22 protein-coding genes are annotated in these 23396 nt (G+C 50.2%); 9 read left to right on the top strand and 13 right to left on the bottom strand.

The window, feature by feature from the left end:
- Positions 1-9: 9 nt before the first annotated feature.
- On the bottom strand, positions 10-1050 hold the full coding sequence (locus PGN_RS08120; protein ID WP_012458473.1) for a peroxiredoxin family protein: 1041 nt from the start codon (positions 1048-1050) through the stop codon (positions 10-12).
- On the bottom strand, positions 1047-1628 hold the full coding sequence (locus tag PGN_RS08115) for a phosphoribosylglycinamide formyltransferase (protein WP_012458472.1): 582 nt from the start codon (positions 1626-1628) through the stop codon (positions 1047-1049). Before PGN_RS08115 ends, PGN_RS08120 begins: the two co-directional genes overlap by 4 nt.
- A gap of 168 nt (positions 1629-1796) precedes the next feature.
- Between PGN_RS08115 and PGN_RS08110 the strand changes: the two genes are divergently transcribed.
- The 3 genes from PGN_RS08110 to rnc are packed head-to-tail and all read left to right on the top strand — an operon-like array spanning position 1797 to position 4096.
- Complete coding sequence (locus PGN_RS08110; RefSeq protein ID WP_004584733.1) at positions 1797-2033, top strand: acyl carrier protein; 237 nt, start codon at positions 1797-1799, stop codon at positions 2031-2033.
- Positions 2034-2042: 9 nt separating this feature from the next.
- Entirely contained in the window at positions 2043-3299 is a 1257-nt protein-coding gene (gene fabF / locus PGN_RS08105; protein ID WP_004584734.1) for a beta-ketoacyl-ACP synthase II, read from the top strand.
- 11 nt (positions 3300-3310) lie between these two features.
- Positions 3311-4096 carry a ribonuclease III gene (gene rnc, locus PGN_RS08100; RefSeq protein ID WP_004584735.1) on the top strand — a complete coding sequence of 262 codons (786 nt, stop codon included), beginning with the start codon at positions 3311-3313 and terminating at the stop codon, positions 4094-4096.
- A gap of 126 nt (positions 4097-4222) precedes the next feature.
- Here rnc and secDF read toward each other — a convergent pair whose 3' ends face one another.
- The 5 genes from secDF to rpsO all read right to left on the bottom strand — a co-directional run bounded on the left by secDF (position 4223) and on the right by rpsO (position 9859).
- Entirely contained in the window at positions 4223-7168 is a 2946-nt protein-coding gene (gene secDF / locus PGN_RS08095) for a protein translocase subunit SecDF (RefSeq protein ID WP_012458471.1), read from the bottom strand.
- Between the two features lie 237 nt (positions 7169-7405).
- A complete protein-coding gene (locus PGN_RS08090) occupies positions 7406-7960 on the bottom strand; it encodes a GNAT family N-acetyltransferase (RefSeq protein WP_230847019.1) in 555 nt (184 codons plus the stop codon).
- Positions 7908-8537 carry a metal ABC transporter ATP-binding protein gene (locus PGN_RS08085; RefSeq protein WP_021663604.1) on the bottom strand — a complete coding sequence of 210 codons (630 nt, stop codon included), beginning with the start codon at positions 8535-8537 and terminating at the stop codon, positions 7908-7910. The genes PGN_RS08090 and PGN_RS08085 overlap by 53 nt, the downstream gene beginning before the upstream one ends.
- Complete coding sequence (locus PGN_RS08080) at positions 8527-9474, bottom strand: metal ABC transporter solute-binding protein, Zn/Mn family (RefSeq protein ID WP_012458468.1); 948 nt, start codon at positions 9472-9474, stop codon at positions 8527-8529. Before PGN_RS08080 ends, PGN_RS08085 begins: the two co-directional genes overlap by 11 nt.
- A gap of 115 nt (positions 9475-9589) precedes the next feature.
- Positions 9590-9859, bottom strand: coding sequence for a 30S ribosomal protein S15 (gene rpsO, locus PGN_RS08075; protein ID WP_004584741.1), 270 nt, complete (start codon positions 9857-9859; stop codon positions 9590-9592).
- A gap of 272 nt (positions 9860-10131) precedes the next feature.
- Here rpsO and PGN_RS08070 point away from each other — a divergent pair, with 272 nt between their 5' ends.
- Positions 10132-11163: a hypothetical protein gene (locus tag PGN_RS08070; protein ID WP_012458467.1), complete on the top strand. Its 1032-nt coding sequence runs from the start codon at positions 10132-10134 to the stop codon at positions 11161-11163.
- 203 nt (positions 11164-11366) lie between these two features.
- Here the strand turns inward: PGN_RS08070 and PGN_RS11995 are convergent, their stop codons facing one another.
- A complete protein-coding gene (locus PGN_RS11995) occupies positions 11367-11438 on the bottom strand; it encodes a hypothetical protein (RefSeq protein ID WP_230847082.1) in 72 nt (23 codons plus the stop codon).
- On the opposite strand from PGN_RS11995, the gene PGN_RS11990 reads away from it, so the two are divergent.
- Together PGN_RS11990 and PGN_RS08060 are read left to right on the top strand one after the other, a co-directional pair.
- On the top strand, positions 11419-11619 hold the full coding sequence (locus PGN_RS11990; RefSeq protein ID WP_230847018.1) for a DUF1661 domain-containing protein: 201 nt from the start codon (positions 11419-11421) through the stop codon (positions 11617-11619). The genes PGN_RS11995 and PGN_RS11990 overlap by 20 nt on opposite strands.
- Positions 11620-11814: 195 nt before the next feature.
- Positions 11815-12696 carry a fructose bisphosphate aldolase gene (locus PGN_RS08060; RefSeq protein ID WP_012458465.1) on the top strand — a complete coding sequence of 294 codons (882 nt, stop codon included), beginning with the start codon at positions 11815-11817 and terminating at the stop codon, positions 12694-12696.
- A 142-nt stretch (positions 12697-12838) separates the two neighbouring features.
- Here the strand turns inward: PGN_RS08060 and PGN_RS08055 are convergent, their stop codons facing one another.
- From PGN_RS08055 to PGN_RS08035, 5 genes are all read right to left on the bottom strand, one after another.
- Complete coding sequence (locus PGN_RS08055; RefSeq protein WP_012458464.1) at positions 12839-15364, bottom strand: S9 family peptidase; 2526 nt, start codon at positions 15362-15364, stop codon at positions 12839-12841.
- Positions 15365-15381: 17 nt separating this feature from the next.
- Entirely contained in the window at positions 15382-16428 is a 1047-nt protein-coding gene (gene selD, locus PGN_RS08050) for a selenide, water dikinase SelD (RefSeq protein ID WP_012458463.1), read from the bottom strand.
- On the bottom strand, positions 16425-16649 hold the full coding sequence (locus PGN_RS08045; protein ID WP_005875396.1) for a DUF3343 domain-containing protein: 225 nt from the start codon (positions 16647-16649) through the stop codon (positions 16425-16427). Before PGN_RS08045 ends, selD begins: the two co-directional genes overlap by 4 nt.
- Positions 16633-17763 (bottom strand): aminotransferase class V-fold PLP-dependent enzyme, encoded by a 1131-nt coding sequence (locus tag PGN_RS08040; RefSeq protein ID WP_012458462.1) that lies wholly within the window; start codon positions 17761-17763, stop codon positions 16633-16635. The genes PGN_RS08045 and PGN_RS08040 overlap by 17 nt, the downstream gene beginning before the upstream one ends.
- A 136-nt stretch (positions 17764-17899) precedes the next feature.
- On the bottom strand, positions 17900-19720 hold the full coding sequence (locus PGN_RS08035) for an alpha-L-fucosidase (protein ID WP_012458461.1): 1821 nt from the start codon (positions 19718-19720) through the stop codon (positions 17900-17902).
- 443 nt (positions 19721-20163) lie between these two features.
- Here PGN_RS08035 and PGN_RS08030 point away from each other — a divergent pair, with 443 nt between their 5' ends.
- The 3 genes from PGN_RS08030 to PGN_RS08020 all read left to right on the top strand — a co-directional run bounded on the left by PGN_RS08030 (position 20164) and on the right by PGN_RS08020 (position 23187).
- A complete protein-coding gene (locus PGN_RS08030) occupies positions 20164-22191 on the top strand; it encodes a transketolase family protein (protein ID WP_012458460.1) in 2028 nt (675 codons plus the stop codon).
- 86 nt (positions 22192-22277) lie between these two features.
- On the top strand, positions 22278-22715 hold the full coding sequence (gene rpiB, locus PGN_RS08025; protein WP_004584753.1) for a ribose 5-phosphate isomerase B: 438 nt from the start codon (positions 22278-22280) through the stop codon (positions 22713-22715).
- A 34-nt stretch (positions 22716-22749) separates the two neighbouring features.
- Positions 22750-23187 (top strand): hypothetical protein, encoded by a 438-nt coding sequence (locus PGN_RS08020; RefSeq protein WP_004584754.1) that lies wholly within the window; start codon positions 22750-22752, stop codon positions 23185-23187.
- Positions 23188-23396: the final 209 nt, after the last annotated feature.

The following is a 23396-nucleotide window of genomic DNA, read 5'->3' as shown; positions in this document are numbered from 1 at the left end:
GCGAAGGGACTATTGGAGACTGTAGCCTGCATGGCGGCTACGGATATTTCCGGCTGTGTCGATGTGGATAGTATATGGAAGACTGTCTATGCCATATCGCTTGAGAAGTGTCGATACCTGTCCGATACTATCCGATGCCACACGTCCGGGCAAAGCCAACTTCCTGATGAGTTTACGGAGAGATGAGTCCGGTGCAAAGAGCGAGAGAGTAAGGGTTTCCGGCTTTGTCTTTCCTTCTTTATCTCTCCATACTTTCAATGATGTAGCGGTAGTGGAGTCAGGCTTGTTCGTGAAGAGCAAAAGCACATCTTGTCCCCTATACCAGGAAAGAGTGAAAGATCGCTGATCAATATCCTTGACAAGGAAGTCCGGAGCCAAACGGCCGACTGCGTACGACTTATTCCGGCTAAGGATGGAATCAAGAGACGGGGGAAGCCGGTGCATCGAGATACCGGAGCGGCGAATGAGGTCTATGTCGAAAAGGTCGTATTCCTCCGCTAATCTGTTTATACCGGTGGCATCGGGATGGGAAAGATAGAAGTCAAGGGCTTTGAGCCGCAAGTCTCTGAAGGCTTTTGCTTTGGAGGGGAAGTCGGTGGTTCGGAGATGATCCTGATAGCGATGGATCTCTTCCTCTGCAGTTTGCATGAACTCGTTCAGTGTGGCATGTGTACTTCCTCCTTTTATTTTAGGCAGGAGGGGTTGGTCGGCATCGAGAGTGATTTTAATATCTTCTCCCTTTTCAGGATAGAGCCGGAGCACGTTATTGCCCTCGTTGAAATATAATAGAATGCGACTAACATCGCCTTTGATTTCGTGTCGAATCTGTGCCTTGGGCGGAGTAACGTGTATCTCTTCTGTGCGAAAGGAGCCTTCCCCTTCAATTCGCAGAGCCAGAACCGAATCGCCTCGGCTGAGATTGGAGAGATTCAGTTTGAGGTGGCAAACATCAGATGCTCTACTGCATGAGAGAGAAAGGAACAGGACAAAACCTGCTACTATATAATATAGTATGTTGGATGGCTTGGACATTGGGAAGGAGTATTTCATGATTCCGTAGGAAGTCGGAGCAGGTATTCCTCTATAGCTTCCGGATAGTGTGCATATTCCAAAGCGTGGATCCTTTCGGCCAGCGTATCCGGAGTATCTTCCGGAAGGACCGGACAGATAGCTTGACGGAGGATTTTGCCGTGATCGTAATGTCCATCGACAAGATGAATGGTGATGCCGCTTTCTTTTTCCCTTGCAGCAAGGACGGCCTCGTGTACGTGGTGTCCGTACATTCCCTTTCCGCCGAACTTGGGCAATAATGCAGGATGGATATTGACGATCCTATCGGGGAAGGATTCCAAGTAAGGTGCGGTTATATAGCACATATAGCCGGCCAGCACGATCAGGTCTATCCCTAATTCTTTCAAGAGGGCAATGGGCTTCGATCCTTCGAGCATCTCTTGGGTAGTAAACGAATAAGCCGGTATTTTCAGCCGATGGGCACGTGCCATAACTCCTGCATCGGAGTGGTTGCTGAGGATCACAGCCAAGCTTGCCGAACCTCTTTGGGCAAAGAAATGACACAGATTTTCTGCATTTGAGCCATTACCGGAAGCTAAAACCGCTACTTTTCTCATTTTATTTACTATTTTTGCTGCACACAAAGAGTGTGATTGTGCAGATTTTCTGGTGCTGATAATGGACTAACACGGTATTTTCTGTGCTAAATCCGCTAAACAGCGCTAAATGAAGCACAAATATAAGTAAGAAGATTATTAGTAATAACCATTTTAAAGAACAAGACTATGTCTGAAGTAGAAAAAAAAGTGATCGACCTCGTAGTTGACAAATTGAATGTAGAAGCTTCTGAAGTAACGCGTGAAGCCAGTTTCTCAAATGACCTCGGAGCAGACTCTCTTGATACAGTTGAGTTGATGATGAATTTCGAAAAGGAATTCAACATGTCTATCCCTGACGACCAAGCACAGGAGATCAAGACTGTCGGCGACGCTATCGACTATATCGAAAAAAACCTGAAGTAAAATACTCCGATGGAACTGAAAAGAGTAGTAGTAACAGGGTTAGGAGCCATTACTCCGCTTGGCAACTCTGCTCCCGAAACGTGGGAAAGCTTAGTGGCAGGCAAGAGTGGAGCCGGACCTATCACGCTCTTTGATGCCTCCAAGTTCAAAACGCAGTTCGCCTGCGAAGTGAAGGGTTTTGACCCTTTGCAACATTTTGACCGCAAGGAGGTGCGTAAGTTAGACCGCTACGCGCAACTTGCACAAGTAGCGGCCGATGAGAGTGTAAAAGACTCCGGCCTCGATTTGGACCAATTGGACAAGAATCGTGTGGGAGTGATCGTTTCTGCCGGAATCGGTGGTCTGACGACTTTTGAAAGTGAAGTGCGCGACTATAATCCGGAGAACGGGCCTCGTTTCAATCCGTTTTTCATCCCCAAGATGATCTCCGATATTGCAGCCGGCCAGATCTCGATCAAATACGGCTTCCATGGTCCTAACTATTCCATCGCATCCGCATGCGCTTCCTCTACCAATGCTCTGATCGATGCTTGCCATCTGATCCGCTTAGGCAAAGCCAATGTAATCATTGCAGGAGGCTCTGAGGCGTCGATTTGCGCTGCCGGAGTGGGAGGTTTCAATGCAATGAATGCTCTCTCCACTCGCAACGATGCTCCACAAGAGGCCAGCCGCCCCTTCAGTGCCAGTCGTGACGGGTTTGTAATGGGTGAAGGAGCAGCATGTATAGTTCTCGAAGAACTGGAACATGCTCTTAAACGCGGTGCCCGCATCTATGCCGAATTGGTGGGAACAGGTCTTTCAGCCGATGCATATCACCTGACGGCAAGTCATCCTGACGGGTTGGGAGCCAAGCTGGTTATGACAAACGCTATCGAAGATGCTGGATTGAAGCCGGAGGATATTGACTACGTCAATGTACACGGTACTTCTACTCCTGTTGGGGACATTTCAGAGGCGAAAGCTATCAAGGATGTCTTCGGAGAACATGCTTATAAGCTGAACATCAGTTCTACCAAGAGTATGACAGGACATCTTCTCGGAGCTGCCGGAGCTGTAGAAGCTATGGTGTGCGTTAAGTCTGTCCACGAGGATATCGTTCCGCCTACGATCAACCATCAGGACGACGATCGCGATCCGGAAATCGATTATAACCTGAACTTTACATTCAACGAAGCACAAAAGCGTCAGGTACGTGTAGCCCTGTCCAATACTTTTGGATTCGGAGGACATAATGCCAGCGTTGTATTCAAGAAGTTCGAGAAATAACTGATTGATAGATGACTGCAATGTTGTCTTTGAGTTCATACCTATCAAGACTCCCTTGGCGAAAGCCGAGGGGGTCTTTTGTTTTGCTTTCGGATATTCTTGGCTTCAAACCAAGTCGGATTGCTTTTTATGAGCTGGCTTTTCGGCATAGTTCGTGCAGTCTGGTCGATGACGAAGGCTACCGACTGAATAACGAACGCTTAGAATTTTTGGGAGACTCCGTTCTTGCCACTGCTATCAGCGGTTATTTATATCGCCAACATCCTCACTGGGATGAAGGGGATATGAGTCAGCGTCGCAGCGCGATTGTCAAAAGACAGATCAACAATGTAGTGGCAAAAAAGCTCAGATTGGATCGTTTTCTGATTGTCCGTGGCGAAATATCTCAGATGAGTTCTGATATTATGGGCAATACACTGGAAGCCCTTATCGGAGCAATCTATCTGGACAAAGGATACCAAGCAGCGGAAAAGTTTGTCCTTACACGCTTCATTCCCGTCTTTCATGAATTGGAAGACAGCCTGACGGATACTACTACGAATTACAAATCCCTTCTACTTGAATGGGCACAGAAGCACCACTTGAATCTGGAATTTCGTCTTATTTCCGAGCCTAAGCGTGCTCACGGACATTTCAATTACGCTGTGTTTGTGGATGGCCATCGTATCGGTAGCGGAATCGGCATGAATAAGAAAGAAGCTCATCAGAATGCTGCACATGATGCCCTGGAAAAGTTGAAGCGTGCGCGCGATTACCGACAAAAAAAGAAATCGTCATCATCTTCGGAGCCGGAATAAAGACTCGTACTCTGCACACAATAACTTGTGCTGCATTTTCTTATTGTATTTTCAGAAAAAGAAGCAACCCCAACGACACTCCACTTTGTGTCGTTGGGGTTGTTGCTTTAGAAGTAAGTGATCAGATTATTTCTTAGCTGCTTTGTTGAGCTTGCGCTTTTGGATCTCGTAGGCAAGGGGTGTAGCAACAAAGAGCGTAGAGTATGTACCGATAACGATACCGAGCAGGATCGAGAACGTGAAACTACGCATCGTAGCACCTCCAAAGATGAAGATTACCAACATAACGATAAACGTAGTCAAAGACGTATTTAATGTTCGACCCAATGTTGAATTAAGGGCATCGTTGATCACCTGATAGCGATCTCTGTTGGGGTACAATTTCATCGTCTCACGGATACGGTCAAATACAACCACGGTGTCATTGAGCGAGTAACCGATGATAGCCAGAATAGCAGCGATGAAGTTCTGATCGATCTCCATGGTGAAGGGCAGAATCTTCCACAGCAACGCATACAGAGCAATAATGCAGAATGTAGTAGCGGCCACAGATACGAATACCCCGGCAGAGAAGGAAATGTCACGGAAGCGAATCAGAATATAAATGGCCATGAAGATCATCGATAACAGCACAGCCCAAATAGCACCTCTCGTGATGTCACTCGACATACTGGGACTTACTTTCTGAGAGCTAATGATATTGTCCAAGAACTGATCAGCAGTAGGCTGCTGGGTGTAGAAACCTTTCAGGCTCTGATACAATTTGTCAGTAATCTCTGCTTCAGTTTCTTCGCTTTCCTCCTGGATCTTATAGTTCGTAGATATACGCACCTCTGTCCCTTCAGTACCGATGGAGGTAACCAATACCTTTTCCTGCAGGGGAGAAGACAAGGCCGAACGAACGGCTTCGGAAGATACTGGCTGGTCGAATTTAACTACGTAGTTACGTCCTCCGGAGAATTCAATACCCCTATTGAGACCGATTGTAAATGAAGCTATAAGTCCCAAAACGATGATAATCACCGGAATGATAAAGCCGGTCTTGCGCTTACCCAAGATGTTGTATGAGGGATTGACAAGGAGATTGCGAGTAATGCTCGTAGTGAATGTAATCTTATCCAAACGACCTTTTTTCGCCAGTTTCTCAAAAACGATACGAGTCAAGAAGACAGCCGTAATGAAAGAAGCGATAAGACCGATAATCAACGTAGTGGCAAAACCGCGAATCGGCCCCGTCCCGTAGAGGAATAGGATGATACCGGTAATAATAGTCGTAACGTTCGAGTCGAAGATGGCAGAGAAAGCGTTGCCATAACCATCCGTAACGGCACGAATCGGAGTCTTACCGGCACGAAGCTCTTCTTTGATACGCTCGAAGATAAGTACGTTGGCATCCACAGCCATACCCAGCGTCAGCACCAAACCTGCGATACCCGAGAGGGTCAGCACGGCATGGAAAGAAGCCAATACGCCCAATGTGAAGAAGCTGTTTACAATCAATGCTCCGTTTGCGATAAGACCCGGCAAGAAACCGTAAGCCAGACACATGTAACACATCAGGATAACCAAAGCGAGCAGGAACGACAAGAATCCGGCTTTAATGGACTCGGCACCCAGCGTAGGACCAATCACGTTTTCCTGTTCGATGCTTACCGTAGCATCCATTTTACCGGAGTTGAGTACGTTGGCAAGGTCACCGGCCTCCTCCACGGTGAAGTGCCCGGAGATCTGAGAGCGACCGCCCGTGATCTCATCATTCACGTTCGGAGCAGAATAAACCACACCATCCAAAACGATAGCGATTGCCCGTCCCACGTTATCCTTTGTGATACGCGCCCATTTACGAGCACCTTCTTCATTCATCGTCATCGAAACGATCGGTTCGGAACGACCGAAGTCATTTTGGATATCACTCTTGGCGGAAGTCACTACATCACCTCCCAAATCAGGATCTCCCGTACGATTGGTACGAATAGCATAGAGTTCGTAGAGGTCGGTCTCCTTTTTGGTTTCGGGGTCTTCGATTGCTTTAGCACCCCAGAGGAAAAGCACATCTTCACGTGTAACCTTCAGATCGTGAGCTTGCTGGAGCATTTCAGAGATCTGAGCCATATTAGCACGACGAGCCACACCCACTACTGCACCGCCACGATTCACGGGAGTAAGCAGAGAGAAGAGTGCGTCTTTACGAGTAGCATCCTTGGCCTCTTCTTGTGCTACAGTAGCAGAATCAGCTACAGCTTGTACAGCAGTAGAATCGGCTGTTGCAGCTACAGAGTCAGTAGTTGCAGGCTCTGTTTCCGGGGTAGCATCCGTGTTGTTCATAGCCAATTCGCTCAGACGATCATTGGCAGCGATCAAGTCTCCGCTGACCTCTTCGAATTTGTATGTACGCCAGAACTGTAGGTTGGCACTGCGTTGCAAAAGGGTACGAACACGCTCAGGGTCTTTCACTCCGGGGAGTTCGACAAGGATACGCCCTTGCCCTTCCAATCGCTGCAAATTAGGTGCAACCACACCGAAAGCATCGATACGAGCACGGAGCACATTGAACGAAGCTTCTACAGCACTATTATATTTTTCTTTGAGCAGACGCACTACGTCTGCATCCGTAGACTTTGCGGTAATCTGGTCGCGAAGGTCACCCGAACCGAAGATAACGGCCAAGCGACCGTTGGGATCGAGCTTGCGATATTCCTTCACGAAAATATCGATGAAGTCGGATTGCTCCGTGCTCTTGGCAGCATTCTCCAGAGCTTTGTTGAAGTTGGGATCCAAACTTTTGTTAGAGAGGTTACGAAGCAGATCGCTTGCGTTAAGTTTCAAGATAACGTTCATACCCCCCTTTAAGTCAAGGCCAAGACCGATTTGCTGGGCTTGAGCTTCTTTCAGCGTGTAGCCGAACCAGACCTTCTCATTCGACATGGAATCAAGATAGGCCATTCCGGCAACATCGCCCATCGCCTTAGCCTTCTTTTCGTAACGGTTCGTAACGAAAGAGAATGACAGGTAAAACGCACAGATGATGGCCAGAGCCGATGTGATAACAATCACAAATCCTTTGTTTTGCATTTTGTCTGTTACTTATTTATTGTTAGATTTTTTTCATCTATACAGGCATATTCATAGGGCGCAAAGTTACGTTTTTTTTTACACCATCTCTCACTTTATATATAGAAAATAGTCGATCATTCGGGTCATCGGCAGCAAAAACAGTGGGACTTTGCCTCGGTACAGCAAATGATTGGGTGGCTCTATAACCAAGAACCACAGCAAGGATACTGCAGCCTACCCACTTCCGAGCTGCTTTCAGAGCGATTTTTCGAAAGCGATATATGGCAAAGGCTTCTGCTTCATATGGAAAGAGCAAACCTGCCGGTAGCCAAGGCGACGGAAAAGGCTCTGCGCAGCCGTATTGGGGCTATACGTATCTATGTGTATGCAAGTGCCCCCTTGTTCGCGAGCTATCGTCTCGGCAGAGGAAAGCATGGCAGCGGCATACCCCTTGCGGAGCAGAGAGGAATGAACACCCAGGCGGTGTATCGTATAGGCTTTCCCTTCGGTCTGCCATGGCAACGAGCCGTATTCGGCCGGCATCTGATCATTCACAGCCATCACCCCCAAAGGAGTGCTCGCTATATCCAACAGGAAGGCTTCTCCTCGGGCTATATCCTCTTGAGCTTCGGCCTCGCCCGGATATGCTCCCTGCCACTGTGGATTGTCGGAAGCAAGCATCGTGTGCCGGGCATCCTCCCATAGGGCAAGAATGCTGTCGTAATCGGATGGAAGAGCCCGACGGATCCGGTAATGATCAGTCGAGAGACAATATCCTGTCTGCTTGCTGTCCAATGCTTTCTCTGTCATGTGAAATCAATAAGATGGTTGCACCGTCTTTGTGCCTTTGGGATACAGTCTGTTGCACGAGTGCTTCAGCCGATTCGTCCAAATAGCTGTTCGGTTCATCGAGTACGAGGAGTTCGGGACAGCTTACGATAGCTCTGGCCAAAAGGACACGCTGTAGCTGTCCGCCGCTCAAATCCGATATGGGGCGTTTGAGCAGATCGGTTATCCGGAGATCGGAGGCAGCACCGGCCAGAAGTTCTTTGTGCGAACCTCGATTACCCTCCCCAAGCAAACCGGATCGAATGACCTCCTCCACGCGAATAGGAAAAGCTCTGTCGATACGATTGAGCTGAGGCAGATAACCGATCGAGGGCCTTGCACACGGCATTCCCTCCCGATTGTAGAACGTAAGACTCCCCGATCGCAGTGGCAGCAGGCCGATTATTGCCTTTACGAGGGTGGACTTTCCCCCACCATTGCGTCCTACGATACCGAGAAATTCGCCACGAACGATATCGAGCGAATAGTCCTTGAATACATTTTTCGGTCCATAGCCGAACGAGGCCGACTTCAGGCTGAGCAATAAGCTACCGTTCATGAGCCAAAGCGCGAGCAATATGTAAAATTTCCTCCTCCCACGAGCTGCGCAGAGGATTGATCCTTACCGGACGAGCACCGATCTCGCGTGCGATGTCCTCCGCCTGACGCGTTTCAAATTCGGGTTGGATAAATACGATTCTGACACCATCGGCACGTGCCTGATCGATCACACGACGAAGGTGGGCAGCTGTAGGCTCTTTCCCGTCTTCCTCAATGACGATCTGCCGCAGGCCGAACTCTTGGGCGAAATAGCTGAGCGATGGGTGATATATGACGAAGGCTTTGTCTGCTTTGCCATTGGCAAACATGGTATCGACGAGTCTCTTCACGCTGTCGATACGTCCGTTGAGACGGTCGTGCCCTTTGTCCCATTTGTCTTTCTCGTTCGGATAAAGCTCCACAAGCGCGTCGTATGCAGCACGACTGAGTGCCTTTGCCCCTACCACACTGCTCCAATAGTGCGGATCATGGGCATGCAGGTCTGTATGAGAATGATCTGTGCAGGAGCCGTGGAGATCTGCACTTCCGGCATCCGCCAAGGCTTTGCCCATTTCGAAAAGAGGGAGCTTAGGGTTATTGTCCCGAATGGCAGCGAGATTTCTTTGCTCGAACCCCAGTCCTCCTATATAGAAGTAGGCATCTGCTTCGGACAAACGCTTCATCACGGTAGGCGAAGGGTCGTATTCCTCCGGATTGCTGCCGGCCGGCACCAATGCCACCACCTGCACCGACTTATCCGCAATGGACTCGATGAAGTATTTCTGTGGCTCGATGGTCACAGCCAGCGTACGATCGGAGCTTGAAGCAGTACCCCCTCCACAAGCCGGCAAAGCAGTAGCGGCGAGGATGAAGGCCGGGAAAATCGTGAAAAAAGAGGTAGCTCCCCGACTCCAAAAGTTCGAGGATACATATCGTGAAAGTATCGTTTTGATCATAGATTGCAAATCTACCAAAAAGAAAGGCTGTGTCCTAAGGTTTCACCCTTATTCGACACAGCCCGTAGACAACTTTTTTATTCAGGCAAATGCTCTTTGAGGCACTCTGCGAGAATTAGCGACGGATACCGAGTTCCTTGATGATGGCACGGTAACGCTCGATATCTACCTTGATCAAGTAGTCGAGCATACGACGACGCTTACCTACCAGCATCTTCAAAGAACGTTCCGTGGCAAAGTCTTTCTTGTTCTGACGCAAGTGCTCAGTCAAATGCGCGATGCGAAATGTGAATAAAGCGATTTGACTTTCGGGGCTACCCGTGTCCTTCACTGACTTGCCATACTTCTCGAAGAGTTCTGCTTTTTTAGCTGAATCCAAATACATTTTCTTCCGTTTTTTAACGTGTTAAACAATAACTACTTCCGCTACTACGGTCGTAGATCTGGCCGCAAAGATAATATAATTCCCTATACCACAGCGCGAATCTGTTTCTTCGCTCTTGTTATAACGATGCCGTTGGACGTACGGATCTACATTGGGCCAAGCATTCAAGGAAAGGAGAACTCGCCCTTCTTTGCATTTTTGGGCCCAAAAACAAGCCAAGAAAGCAGAGATTCTATTTACTTTTGTGCACTCTTTGAACGAAAATACAGCTTATGAAAAAGTTATTCTCTCTGAGTGCGGTCATCGTACTCTTAATTTCCTTGCATTCTTGCGCGCCTCGCATCATCACCGAGCTGAACAAACAGTACCCTCCTTTGCCCGAGGGAACACCTATTGCGGTCTACGAACTCGAAAACGGTAAGCGTCCCCCTTCGGAGGCTGAGCTGGTAGGGAAAGTGAGGATCGCCGAATCCGGTCTATCCCGGAGTCTCTCCTACTCGGAGGCCGTGCAGATTGCTCGCGAAGAAACCAGAAAAAGCGGTGCCAATATCCTGTACGTGATCAATCACCAACGACCCTCTATCTTCGGCAGCTCCATGCATCAGATAGGCGGGCTTATGCTCTTGTCAGATTCTGTCGTGAGGAACGAGGGAGAAGGTTATCCCGACTCGCCCCTGTACGATTCGGGTCAAAGGGGGAAAATCGGCTCTCGGATCAAGGCTCCCGTACACGACCTCTCGCTCCATTTCGGCCCCTCTATCATCACGAATCGGACAAAAGGGCTGTCTTATTCGGAGCAGCAGCTGGAGAAAAAGCTAAGCAACGGACTTTCGTTCGTACTCCAATATAAATGTCACCCGAAAGGGAACCTCTACGGATTCGGTCTGATCGCCTCTCGATATGAAGCCGACATCACCAAGAAAATCGAATACCAGGGTATCGGATTCGCCAATCGATTGGACTATATCGCTCCCTTATTCAGCATGAGTACTGCTCTTTCGGAGCGGTGGTTGCTTGGGATAAGTTTCGGCTTAGGTTATTTGGGCTTCAAACAAACGCTGACCGACATATCCGACCCGAAGAGGGAAGGTTACTTCTCCGGCAGCACAGTCGGAGCAAATACGGCACTCAACATAGGATACAAGCTGAACAAACATTTAGGCATCGGGGGAGAGATCATGATGGTCGGTGGCGTTTTCCATCCGGATAACATAAAGACGACGAACATATCAGCACCCAAACCAAAAGAAAAGATGGGAGCCAATCGGTTCGACTTCACTATCGGTTTGCACGTTTACCTGTAGATCGGGATCTATCCGCAGTCGGCTGTGTACGGAAAAAATCGCCGCACACAGCCGATTGCCGTCTTACAGTGTCACCTCTTTATAGACCTTCATGAATCACACGCTCGGACAGGACGGACACGACACGTCGTGTCAATGATTCGCCATCACCCCTTTGGAGCAATACCCGCAACTCACTCATTCGAAAACACGAACCAAAAACGCTAAAATTGCGGTCTGCGTTTTTCCCAAAAGTGGCACCGGAATTTTTTCGTTGTGGCGCGGGAATTTTTCACTTCCCGCACCAAAAGCAAAAAGTTTTCGCGCCATGTTTTCAGCGACCACAAGCGCAAAAATTTTGGCACGCAAACTGATCGGGTACGGGATATCGTGTATCCGATCCTTCAATGCGAGTTCTCAATCAGTGAGATCATCGCATTTGTCAGTATCAGCCTTTCAAGCATTTATCCTTGCTAAGAGACCTCTCCGAAGCAGCAATCATGAGTAGATATTCGAGAAGGCTGATTTTCCTCAGACCTTTAGCCCTCAAGATCCCTTCCTCCGAATCAATTATTCATGTGCGAACCGTCCCCTCTCACAAATAATCTCTACCTTTGAGGAAAACAAGAAAAACCACAAGCTATTTCGCTAATCTTATAAAATAAACAAGCAATGAACAAAGAACAATTGCAGCAGATGCGTCAGGCTCCCGGCTTTGTAGGAGCATTGGATCAGAGTGGTGGCTCGACCCCTAAAGCTCTGAAGGCATACGGTATCCAACCCGATGCATATCAGTCCGAAGAGGAGATGTTCGATCTCATTCACCAAATGCGTACTCGGATGATTACTTCTCCGGCTTTCGCTACGGGCAAGATCATCGGTGTGATTCTCTTCGAACGTACCATGCGCGGCAAGATCGAAGGAATGCCTACGGCAGACTTCCTTTGGGAGAAAAGACACATCGTCCCCTTCCTGAAAGTGGACAAAGGGCTTCAGGACGAAGCCAACGGCGTACAGCTGATGAAGCCGTTCCCCGAACTCGGCAAGCTCTGTGAAGAAGCTGTCGGATACCACGTTTTCGGCACCAAGATGCGCAGTGTGATCAAGCAGGCCAACGAGCAGGGCATTCGCGACATCGTAGAGCAGCAATTCCAATGGGGAAAAGAGATTCTTTCTCATGGCTTAGTGCCTATCCTCGAACCGGAGGTAGACATCCACTGCCCCGAAAAGGCTAAGGCAGAAGAGATCCTCAAGCGAGAACTGCTGGCACAGTTGGACAAGATGACGGAGCCAGTGATGCTCAAGATTACGATCCCGACAGTGGACAACTTCTACAAGGAAATCATCGAACACCCGATGATGCTGCGCGTAGTAGCGCTTTCCGGTGGTTATTCCCGTGAGCAAGCCAATGAGTTGCTCAGCCGCAACCATGGCGTTATCGCTTCGTTCTCTCGCGCTTTGGTCGAAGGTCTCTCCGTCCAGCAGACCGACGCCGAGTTCAACGCTATGTTGGAAGCGTCTATCGAAGACGTTTATCAGGCTTCCATCAAGTAAAAAGCTTGGAGAGAGGAAAGCCGTAGAAGCGTAAAGACTTCTTTCGGATTTTCCCGAATAGCGCAGGGGCTGTGTCGAGGTTTTATCCTCAGCACAGCCCCTGTTCTATTCGGTTGTTAGCAGGCGATACAATGCTTTCGCCTTAGAGATTCACAGGAGGATAGAGTTCGTTCCACCAGGTGGGATCGTCCTGCAGCCAACGGGCAAACCAAGCACAGATACTGTTCGTCCAGCGAATGCGTCGCTCCGGTTCGAGGATGAAATGATCCTGCTCGGTAAATTCGATAAACTCTACCTCGCGTCCGAGTATCTTCAGAGCATTGTACAGATTCACACTCTCCGCCGTAGGCACATTCGTATCCACAGAGCCGTGCAGGAGCAAGAGCGGAGTATGGATCTTGTCTGCCCTGAAGAGAGGACTGTGTCCGGCATACAGATCCGGATTGTTCCAAGGATAGCTGTCGGTACTGGCCACAGTGCTGTAACCCATTCCCCAATATCCGCTCCCCCAATAGTTGCTGATCGAGCTGATACCCGCATGGCTGACTGCTGCGGCAAAAATATCGGTCTTCGTCTGAAGATACTGTGTCATGAAGCCTCCATAACTGGCTCCGAAGCAACCGACCTTCTTGCCATTGACAAAGCTATGCGTGCGGATAAACTCTTTTGTTGCCCCGATGATCTCATCGGCTGTCCGATCGCCCCAGGCATTGACGTGACGAGCTGCATACTCCTGTCCATAGCCGGTAGTACCGCTGGGATTGAGCGTATAGACTACGTAGCCCTGAGCAGCATACATCGCCAGCGAGTAGTGTCCTTCCAGTGTCCTATTGATCGGGCTGGTTCCTCCATAGTAATAGACCAGCATAGGATATTTCTTGGAAGGATCGAATTGCGGAGGCAGGTAGTACCAACCCTCTACGACTGTGCCATCCGGAGCCGTATAGTTCCAGTCGCGTGCCGGTGTGAAATCGATATTGGCCAACTTCTCGGCGGACAGATCCCATACGAGTTTTCCTTTGGTCCCATCGAGCCGATAGAGTCTGTCAGCATTGTTGGCACTCTGGCCGCTGTACCAGACAGCACCATTATCAGTTGCCACACCGAACCATTGTACTACATCCTCTCCGGTCTGAATCTGACTGATCTCAAGGGTTTTCAGATCCAACCGATAGAGCTGCTTGCGCGATCCGTTTTCAGCCCTGAAATAATAGTAGTTGTTTTTTCTGTCGAATCTCCCTGCCGATACACTGGGGTTGAAATTCTTGGTCAAGGCTGTTGCTTTCCGTGTGGAGAGATCGAACAGGAAGAATTGCTTGTCGTAAGAATTGGGAGTGACTCCCGATTTCAGGTTCAGTCCTATATTGCCGAAAGCATCTGCCGAACCCATTACGATCAGATGTTTGCCGTCGGGTGTATACTGGATTGCGTCGATGGAAGGATCGCGAGTGATAAGCGTATCCGCCTTGCCCGTCTCCATATTGTACTCCATGATAGTGGCAAAGCGGAAAGGACGGCGCGTCCAGTCCGTGGAGAGCGTACCGATCAGAGCACGCTTACTATCCGGTGCAATATCATATATATAGGTGGTAGAATAGCCGAATGTCAGCGGACCGTACACACCGCTCTCGGCATTCAACAGATAGATCTGCGAACGATCCCGCCAATCCGACTGTCTGTCGTCCGGATCCAGATGACGGATAAAGAGAGGATCTTTTCCGGGGCCTTTCTCTTGTTTGTAGAAAAGATAATAGCGCGCATCGGGCGACATCCTGAACTGCGATTCGGGTAGATTGGACACCAAGGTTTTTTCACCTTTCCCCATCGGATCGAAAGCCACCAAACGCTTCGTATTTCCTTCCTTGCGAATCACCATCAGCATATCTTCATGCGGCATCCAACCAAGGGCCTCTTTTTCGTTCAGATTGAGCAGGATATTTCCTTTGGCATCGCGCAGCTGGTTATAGGTCACAGCAGGCTTATTATCCCTGCTTACCCGATAAGAAGTAAGTACATACTTGCCCGTTGGAGAGAGACTCCCTCCCGATAGAAATGTGCCGCTCATCATGTGCTTGAGGCTCAGCCGCTCCTTGCCCGTATAGTTGGGATAGAGAGCCGACGAATCGCGAGCGGTCTTCGGCTTGAGGACTACGCGCACATCCGTAGCAGTGGTATCGCCTTCGAGAAGCAAGCTCTTGAGCAGCAAATGATGTGTGCCTGGAACCAGCGAGAGCGATGCAGAGAAACGCAGCGTTGTGTCGCCCTTGGAATTCGGACTATCGGCTATCCCTATCTGCTTGTCGTCCAACCAAAGAGACATTCGCCCCTGTCCGAATACCTCTATATCTCCTTTTGCGAAATGTTCTGCCGTGAGGGCAAAGGAATAGACTGCCATTTCCGAGCGTTCTGCTTTGGATCCGGCTTTTCTTCCGGCGATGCGTCCGTCCTTGTCAGCCGACACGTTGCGCAGATCTTTGTCCGTCGCATCGTAAGCCTGACGCAGCAAATCGGCAGGATTATACTTGGAGCCGTTCATCCCCACGGTATCGGTCTTAAAAGCAGCACGTACCGGCCACGGGCCTCCGGCCTTCATCTGCTGTATCGTCTGTGCCTCGATGGAGGACAGAGTCGCAGCAGAGAGCAAAAGCATGAGTAATGATTTTTTCATCTCTTTATTCTATTGATTTAAGTTACGATCAGTTTTGCGGCATCCTCCGCATCGGTAGCATAACCGATAATGGCAGCAAAAGGATGCAGACCCGTCCGATGGAGATCCGCCACGAGATCTTCCGCCCGATCGGCATCGACAGCCATCAGCAATCCGCCCGATGTCTGTGCATCGGCCAAAAGCATTTTGTACTCTGTGGGACAATCTGCCCGAAGCATATCCCCTACAAAGCGAAGATTACGGAAGGTAGCACCTGGTATGCAGCCGTCCCTTAGCAGGCTGAGGCACTCCGGTAAAACCGGCACCGATCGGCTGTCGATATGCAAGCAAACGTCTGAAGCCTCTGCCAGCTCCTTGGCATGTCCGAGCAAACCGAAACCCGTAATATCGGTGGCACCCCTTATCCCGTATTTCTGCATCAACTCCGCCCCTGCTCTATTGAGCAGGCACATCTGCCCGATGGCAGCCTCATAGACTTCACTGCCGATAAGCCCCAAACGGTGGGCAGCCATCGCTACGCCTATTCCCAGCGGTTTGGTTAGGACGAGGCATTGCCCTGCACGTACGCCGGCATTTGTGACCAGATGCTCCGGATGCACTATGCCTGTAACGGCCAGTCCGTACTTAGGTATGGGATCGTCTATCGTATGCCCTCCCATCGTAAAGGCACCACTCTCGTCTATTGTCTGCTGTCCTCCACGGAGAATATCCGCCAAGACCTCTACGGGAATCCCTTCGGAGGGGAACATGGTCAGATTGAGTACCAACAGCGGTCGCCCTCCCATGGCATACACATCCGAGAGAGCATTGGCAGCAGCTATGCGACCGAAGGTATAAGGATCGGAGCAAACCGGCGGGAAGAAATCCGTGGTTACGATCAGGGCAGTATCGTCGTTGAGCCGGTACACGCCGGCATCGTCATGCGTGCTCACATCCACCATGATACGGCTATCTACAGGCAAGGGTATATCGTGCAGGAGTTCGCTCAGTTTGGCCGGATCCAGTTTGGCCGAACAGCCACCGTACTCGACCGTAGAGAGTAGATCGAAGGAAGATCGGTTCATATTCCGATAGTATATGGAATGGAAATTCGTTTCAAAATAGTTTCGAGCAATTCCTCTTGAACCGATGAAATGTGCAGACACATTCCACATTCGGCACTCAAATGGGTGGGAACTGCAATAACGCGATGAGTCAGTTCGGCCTGCTCGGCAGCCCTCATAGCCCGAATGAAATCACGAGTAGTAGAGAAGAGGAAAAATCGACTGTCAGCTTCGTAAGACATGGCTCAAAGCATTTAGGAGATACTCCAAATCAGCCTCTTCGTGATAGGGAGAGAGCGACAAACGTACTGTTCCGGTAGCGAAGGTACCAATCGATCGATGCGCCAACGGCGCACAATGAATCCCCGTGCGAGTGACAATGTCGAATGCTTCGTACAGTGCATCGCCTATACGTGCAGGTGTCAGCCGGTCATGCGTCAGCGAGCATAGATAGCCCTGCTCGATCGGGTCAGCAGCACCATACACCCGAAGTCCCGGGAACCGCTGCATCTGCTGCATACACTGTTTCCACGCGTCCCGACCGATACGAAAGGGCGGAAGTTGACGAACGGAAGCCAGCAAAGCGGTAAGCCCAAGCACATTGACCGTGCCGGCCATAAACCGCTCCGGCATCTCCACCCCCACTGTCCAGTTAGCCGAATGCAAACCATTGCCACCTGTGGTCAGAGGGTGAACGCTTCGTGGGTCACGGATATAGAATCCGCCCGTACCCGAAGGCCCCAAAAGTCCTTTGTGACCGGTAAAAGCCACATAAGCCAACCCCAATTCATCAGCTTTGAGTCGTGAAGTTCCGAGATACTGCGTAGCATCGGCCAAGATAGCGATGCCGCGCTCCTGTGTGAGCAAACGGGCTATCTCCTCTATGGGCTGGACTAGACCATTGACATTGCTCTCCAGATTGACCACAGCGAGAGCCGTATCTGTGGGAATGGCATCGACCAGCCGGTTGGTATCGACTCGTCCGTCAGGCATCGAAGGCATGAGGGCAATCTTTAGACCGATGGTATCAGCCAGACATTGGAGCGGACGCATCACAGCATTGTGCTCCATCGGACTGACCAGCACGCTACAGCCTGCCTGCAAAGAGCCTCGAAGAATGGTATTGATACCTGTAGTGGCATTATCCGCAAAACAGATATGAGCCGGCTCGGATACACCGATCAGGTCGGCCAAAGCATCGCGCAACTCTTCTACTTCCGAAATAACGCGCAGCGTCTCTCTATCGCGGCTGCGGCCGTAACTCCCTACCGGCACATCGTAGAAATGCGCCAAAGCCTGACGCATGGCATCGGGTTTAGGATAGGAGGTGGTGGCGTTATCGAAATATGTATTCATCCGCAATGCGGCAACTCATCAAGAGCAAATGGGAGGTATTCCTCGCTACGGGAGACATTATACTGCCGGTTCTGACAAATCGTTCGAATCCAAACAGCTGTCAAAGATAACTACATTTGCTGATGTTCTCGTACCACTATTCCACAGTCACGCCGATTTCCTGCATCGTGATTACGGCTTTATCTCCCGATGCGGCAGTTGCATCCAAGCGGATGAAGCGCGTCCGGACGATTTGATTCATATCTACAGTTTGAGGCAGAGGATTATTGATCACATTGGCAAACTCCCCCATAGTCGGGATCTCTCGCCACTGTCTGCCATCTTCACTCACAGCCAGCCGATAGCGGACGGCAGTCGTAGGCTTGGCTTCGGCCTTATATGGCGCATAGGTAAAAGCGCGCAACATGACCTCTCTACCCAGATCGATAGTCAATGGATCGTCCGAAAGCAGCTTCCAGTCTGCACGTGGAATATCGTTCCACGACTCATCGGCAACGACCTGCTCCGGTGGCTCGGCATAATACACAGCTACGCGACACAGATTGACCGGCAGACGACACTGTTCTATACGTACCCGTATCCGATCCGTCTCGACTGCAGGAATGCGAAGAAGTCGCTTATAGCCGATAGTCGTACCGCGGCCGATCTCCTGCCATGCTCCATCCACCCACGCCTCCACAGTGAAAGCCTCGGTGCGCTGCCCCTTAGTAATATCCTCTTGGAGCATAAGTATATTGATGTGCGTCTTAGATTCGAGTGCATATTCTTCGACGGCATGTTCTTGAACAACGGCATAGCGCGCCGAATCCACTACCCTGTCATGAGCAAAGGCCCGACCGAGATAGTCAGCCCACTCCTTCAGGCGCAAGGCATCGGCTTCGTGGATCAGGCCTCGCCTATCGGGCGGCACATTGAGCAGGAGTACCGAATTATAACCTACGGACTGAAAGTAAATATCCACCAACTTGTCCAATGACTTGACTTTCTTGTCCTCGGCAGCATGGTAAAACCAACCCGGACGAATAGAAACGTCCACTTCGGACGGATACCAAAAGATTTCGCCAGCTTCTTTCAGCACCTCTCGGCTGCCCAAATCCGGAGAGTTCTCCCTAATTCCCAGACGATTGCGTTCCGTCTTCGAACGGGAATAAATACCCGGCGTAAGCACTGTGGCACTCCACTCGGTGGTTCGTCCCAGTCCACGCTCATTGCCTACCCAGCGCACATCGTCTCCCATGATAGCCATAACGGCTTGGGGTTGCAGTCGGCGGATGGTGTCGTAGAATGTCTCCCAATCATATTCCTGTCGCTTGCCGTTGGGCCCTTCGCCATTGGCTCCATCGAACCATACTTCGTGTACTTCTCCATAGTGAGTGAGCAGTTCGGTGAGCTGACTGACAAAAAACCGATTGTAACGGTGCGAATCGCCATAGCACTCCGCATTGCGATCCCAAGGAGACAGATAAATGCCGAACTTCATACCATACTCTTCGCACGCTGCTCGGACTTCTTTCACCACATCGCCTTTGCCCTCTCGCCACGGAGATGAAGCCACCGAATGGCGCGTGGTAGCTGTAGGCCAGAGACAAAAACCATCGTGGTGCTTGGCCGTAAGGATTACCATGCGAAAGCCCGCTTCGTGCAGTATTCGTACCCATTGCCGAGCATCCAGCTCCACCGGGTTGAAGAGTGCCGGATCTTCTTTCCCATCACCCCACTCACTGTCGGTAAAAGTATTGATGCCGAAGTGCAGAAATGCCGTCAGCTCCATCTGCTGCCAAGCCAGCTGTTGTAGGGTAGGGACTACCTTTGCCGCCATCTCCACCTTCTGTTCCAAAGTGGCATCGGCAGGAAAAACCACAGACCCCGGATAGTAGACTTCTTGCCCCTGCCCAGAAACAGCAGTAAGCAAAAAGACAAAAAGCAGGAGGAAACGATTTGTTATCAGGGTTTTCATTTATCGAATGTTTTTGATTGTCTAAAGGGGAAGTGACGTGTGCTGAAAAAGTTTGACACTCGAAGAGTGTCTGATTCGTGATTAAAATTACAGTGTTTCCTCTAAAGTCCGTATCGGTTTACATACCTTACTCTTTAAGATGACTTTCGGTTGACAGCTGCCAAATCTCCTCTTTGCCGGGCAGTCTTTTTCGGTACAGCTTGGGCGAGATTCGAGGGTTCTTTCCACCCGGTGGACTCCGACCAGTTGTCTTTTGAAATCAAAAGCTTGATGCAGTGCACTTAAGGGGAGAGGAACAAAGCTTGACCTCCGAAAGATCATCTATTTAATATAGTAAACCACGTGCTCTGAACGGAACTTCTTACCTTTGTCGGAAAAGATGTCTTCGGTCACAGGACAATCGCAATTTAAGATATAATCTCACCTCAACATAATTAGAAGGAATGAATGACAAAAAGCTGATGAACAAGGCTGCGGACAATATTCGAGTATTGGCCGCTGCAATGGTGGAAAAAGCCAAAAGCGGTCACCCGGGCGGAGCCATGGGCGGAGCGGACTTTGTAAACGTACTCTTCTCCGAGTATCTGATCTTTGACCCGAAGAACCCGCAATGGGCCGGTCGCGATCGCTTCTTCTTGGATCCGGGACATATGTCCCCGATGCTGTATGCTCAGCTGGCATTGACGGGCAAGTACTCCATGGATGACCTCAAAGCATTCCGCCAATGGGGCAGCATCACACCCGGACACCCCGAAGTAGATGTCATGCACGGAGTGGAGAACACATCCGGCCCCTTGGGACAAGGCCACACCTATGCTGTCGGTGCAGCCATCGCAGCCAAATTCCTCGCTCATCGCTTCGGCTGGATGATGAGCCAAACGATCTATGCCTACATTTCCGATGGAGGAATACAGGAGGAAGTATCACAAGGAGCCGGCCGAATCGCCGGACACCTTGGGCTGAACAATCTGATTATGTTCTACGACTCGAACGACGTACAGCTTTCTACGACAGTGAAAGAGGTGGCAAGCGAAGACGTAGCCATGAAATATCGTGCATGGGGTTGGAAGGTAATAGAGATTGCAGGTAACGATGCGGATGAAATTCGCAAGGCCCTGACCGAAGCCAAGGGAGAGGGCGAGCGTCCCACACTTATCATCGGGCACACCCTTATGGGCAAAGGTGCCGTAGGCGAGGATGGCAGTTCGTATGAGAATATGGTGAGCACGCATGGACAGCCGCTATCGGCTGCCGGAGCATCATTCGCCGAAACGGTCAAGAACCTCGGAGGCAATCCCGAAGAGCCGTTCGCCATCTTCCCCGAAGTTCGGGAAATGTATGCCGCTCGCTTGGCAGAACTGGAGCAGATCATGGCAGAGCGTCGCGAAGAAGAGCAACGTTGGCGCAGCACCCATCCTGATTTGGCAGCCAAGTTCGATGCGTGGTTTGCCGGTCAAACGCCCCAAATCGACTGGAAAGCCATAGAGCAGAAACCCAATCAGGCTACCCGCTCCGCTTCTGCCACCGTGTTGGGTACTCTTGCCGGAGAAGTGGAGAATATGATTGTAACCTCTGCCGACCTTTCCAATTCAGACAAGACCGATGGCTTCTTGAAGAAAACCCACGCCATGAAGAAAGGAGATTTCAGTGGAGCATTCCTGCAGATGGGTGTATCGGAGCTGACCATGGCCTGCCTCTGTATCGGTATGGCTCTTCATGGAGGCGTTATTCCGGCTTGCGGTACCTTCTTCGTATTTTCCGACTACATGAAACCGGCCGTTCGTATGGCTGCCCTGATGGAATTGCCCGTCAAGTTTATCTGGACGCATGATGCTTTCCGTGTGGGCGAGGATGGTCCTACTCACGAACCGGTGGAACAGGAGGCGCAAATTCGCCTGATGGAGAAGCTGCACAATCACAGCGGCCGTCGCTCCATGTTGGTCCTTCGTCCGGCCGATGTTCAAGAGACTACCGTAGCTTGGAAGATGGCTATGGAGAATACGCATACTCCTACAGCTCTGATCCTTTCGCGTCAGAATATCACCGATCTGCCTGCTAACGGCAGTCGGTACGAAGAAGCGTTGCAGGCTGAAAAGGGAGCTTATATCGTCAATACGGATCAGAATATCGAGGTAGTTCTCCTGGCCAGCGGATCTGAGGTGTCCACATTGGTCGAGGGGGCAGAGCTGCTGCGCAAACGCGGTGTAAAACTTCGTATCGTGTCGGTACCTTCCGAAGGGCTTTTCCGTTCGCAGAGTGCCGAGTATCAAGAGGAAGTGCTTCCCATCGGTATCAGGCGTTTCGGCCTGACAGCCGGATTGCCCGTCAACCTGGAAGGCCTTGTGGGTGAAAGTGGTGCCGTCTGGGGATTGAACTCTTTCGGATTCTCCGCTCCCTATAAGGTGCTGGACGAGAAACTCGGCTTTACGGCAGAGAATGTGTACGAACAAGTGTTGAAAATACTCCACTGATAACCAACCACGGGATGCCCGAAAGCGACTTCCAAATCGGAATATAGCTTTCGGGCAATCTGTTTTTACAAACTACAGCTCAGACAATGGAAACAATCGGTATTTGTAGCGACCACGCCGGATATGAATTGAAAGAACGCGTAAAGGCATGGCTTGCAGAGCAAGGCATCACGACAAAAGACTTCGGATGTCACTCTTCCGAAAGCGTCGATTATCCTGATTTTGCCCACCCATTAGGCTCTGCCATCGAACGGGGGGAGCTGAATCGTGGCATATCGATCTGCGGTTCCGGCAACGGCATATCCATGGTGATGAACAAATATCCCCACGTACGTGCCGCCCTTTGCTGGACTGAGGAGATCGCTCGTTTGGCTCGTCAGCACAATGATGCCAACGTCCTCTCGCTGCCTGCACGCTTCATCTCGGACGAACAAGCCAAGGCTATCTTGAAAATCTATTTGGAGACGCCTTTTGAAGGGGGACGCCACAAGGCTCGAATAGACAAAATTCCCATCCGGAAGTAGTACTTAACCCAACAAAAACCCAAGAAATAAAGCAATGAATATCGGTAATTCTTCCACTACGATTCAGGGAAAGACCATCGTCGTGTCGCTCATTATCATTCTCCTTGCTATTGTAGGGCTGATGTTCGGGCTGCCGATGTATAACGTTTGGCGAGCCGAACAGGCAGGAAAAGCAGAGTTTTCCAAAGCAGAACAAAACAGAAGGATCAAAATCGAAGAAGCAAAAGCCAATCTCGAAGCAGAGAAGCTCAATGCCAAAGCAGAGATCGAACGGGCAAAAGGAGCTGCAGAAGCCATCAGAATAGAAAACAACAGCCTTACGCCCACATACATTCAGTATCTATGGGTGCGTCAGCAGGGCAGCCTGAATGACAAGACCGTGATCTACATTCCGACGGAAACCAACCTGCCACTCTTGGAAGCCGGCAGAACCGCCGGCGGACTCAAGCGGGCAGAATGTCCTACCGAGTAAAGTCAGTCCATCGGATTTAAGGACAATAAAAGGCGACTTATCGGGAACTTTTCCGAAAGATAGAAACCCCAAATACAAAGAGGCTGCTCTGCAAATCGTGCGGAGCAGCCTCTTTGCTTTTTAGCCTTAGCATCTTCCGATAGGCTTTCGTATGGCTGCAAGAAACAAATAGAGGCTCGTTTCTTCGTTGAAACAACCTCTATTTGTTG

Origin of the sequence: Porphyromonas gingivalis ATCC 33277 (genome assembly GCF_000010505.1) — a bacterium.
Lineage (GTDB): Bacteria > Bacteroidota > Bacteroidia > Bacteroidales > Porphyromonadaceae > Porphyromonas > Porphyromonas gingivalis.
This window is presented reverse-complemented; position numbering and strand designations above follow the sequence as displayed.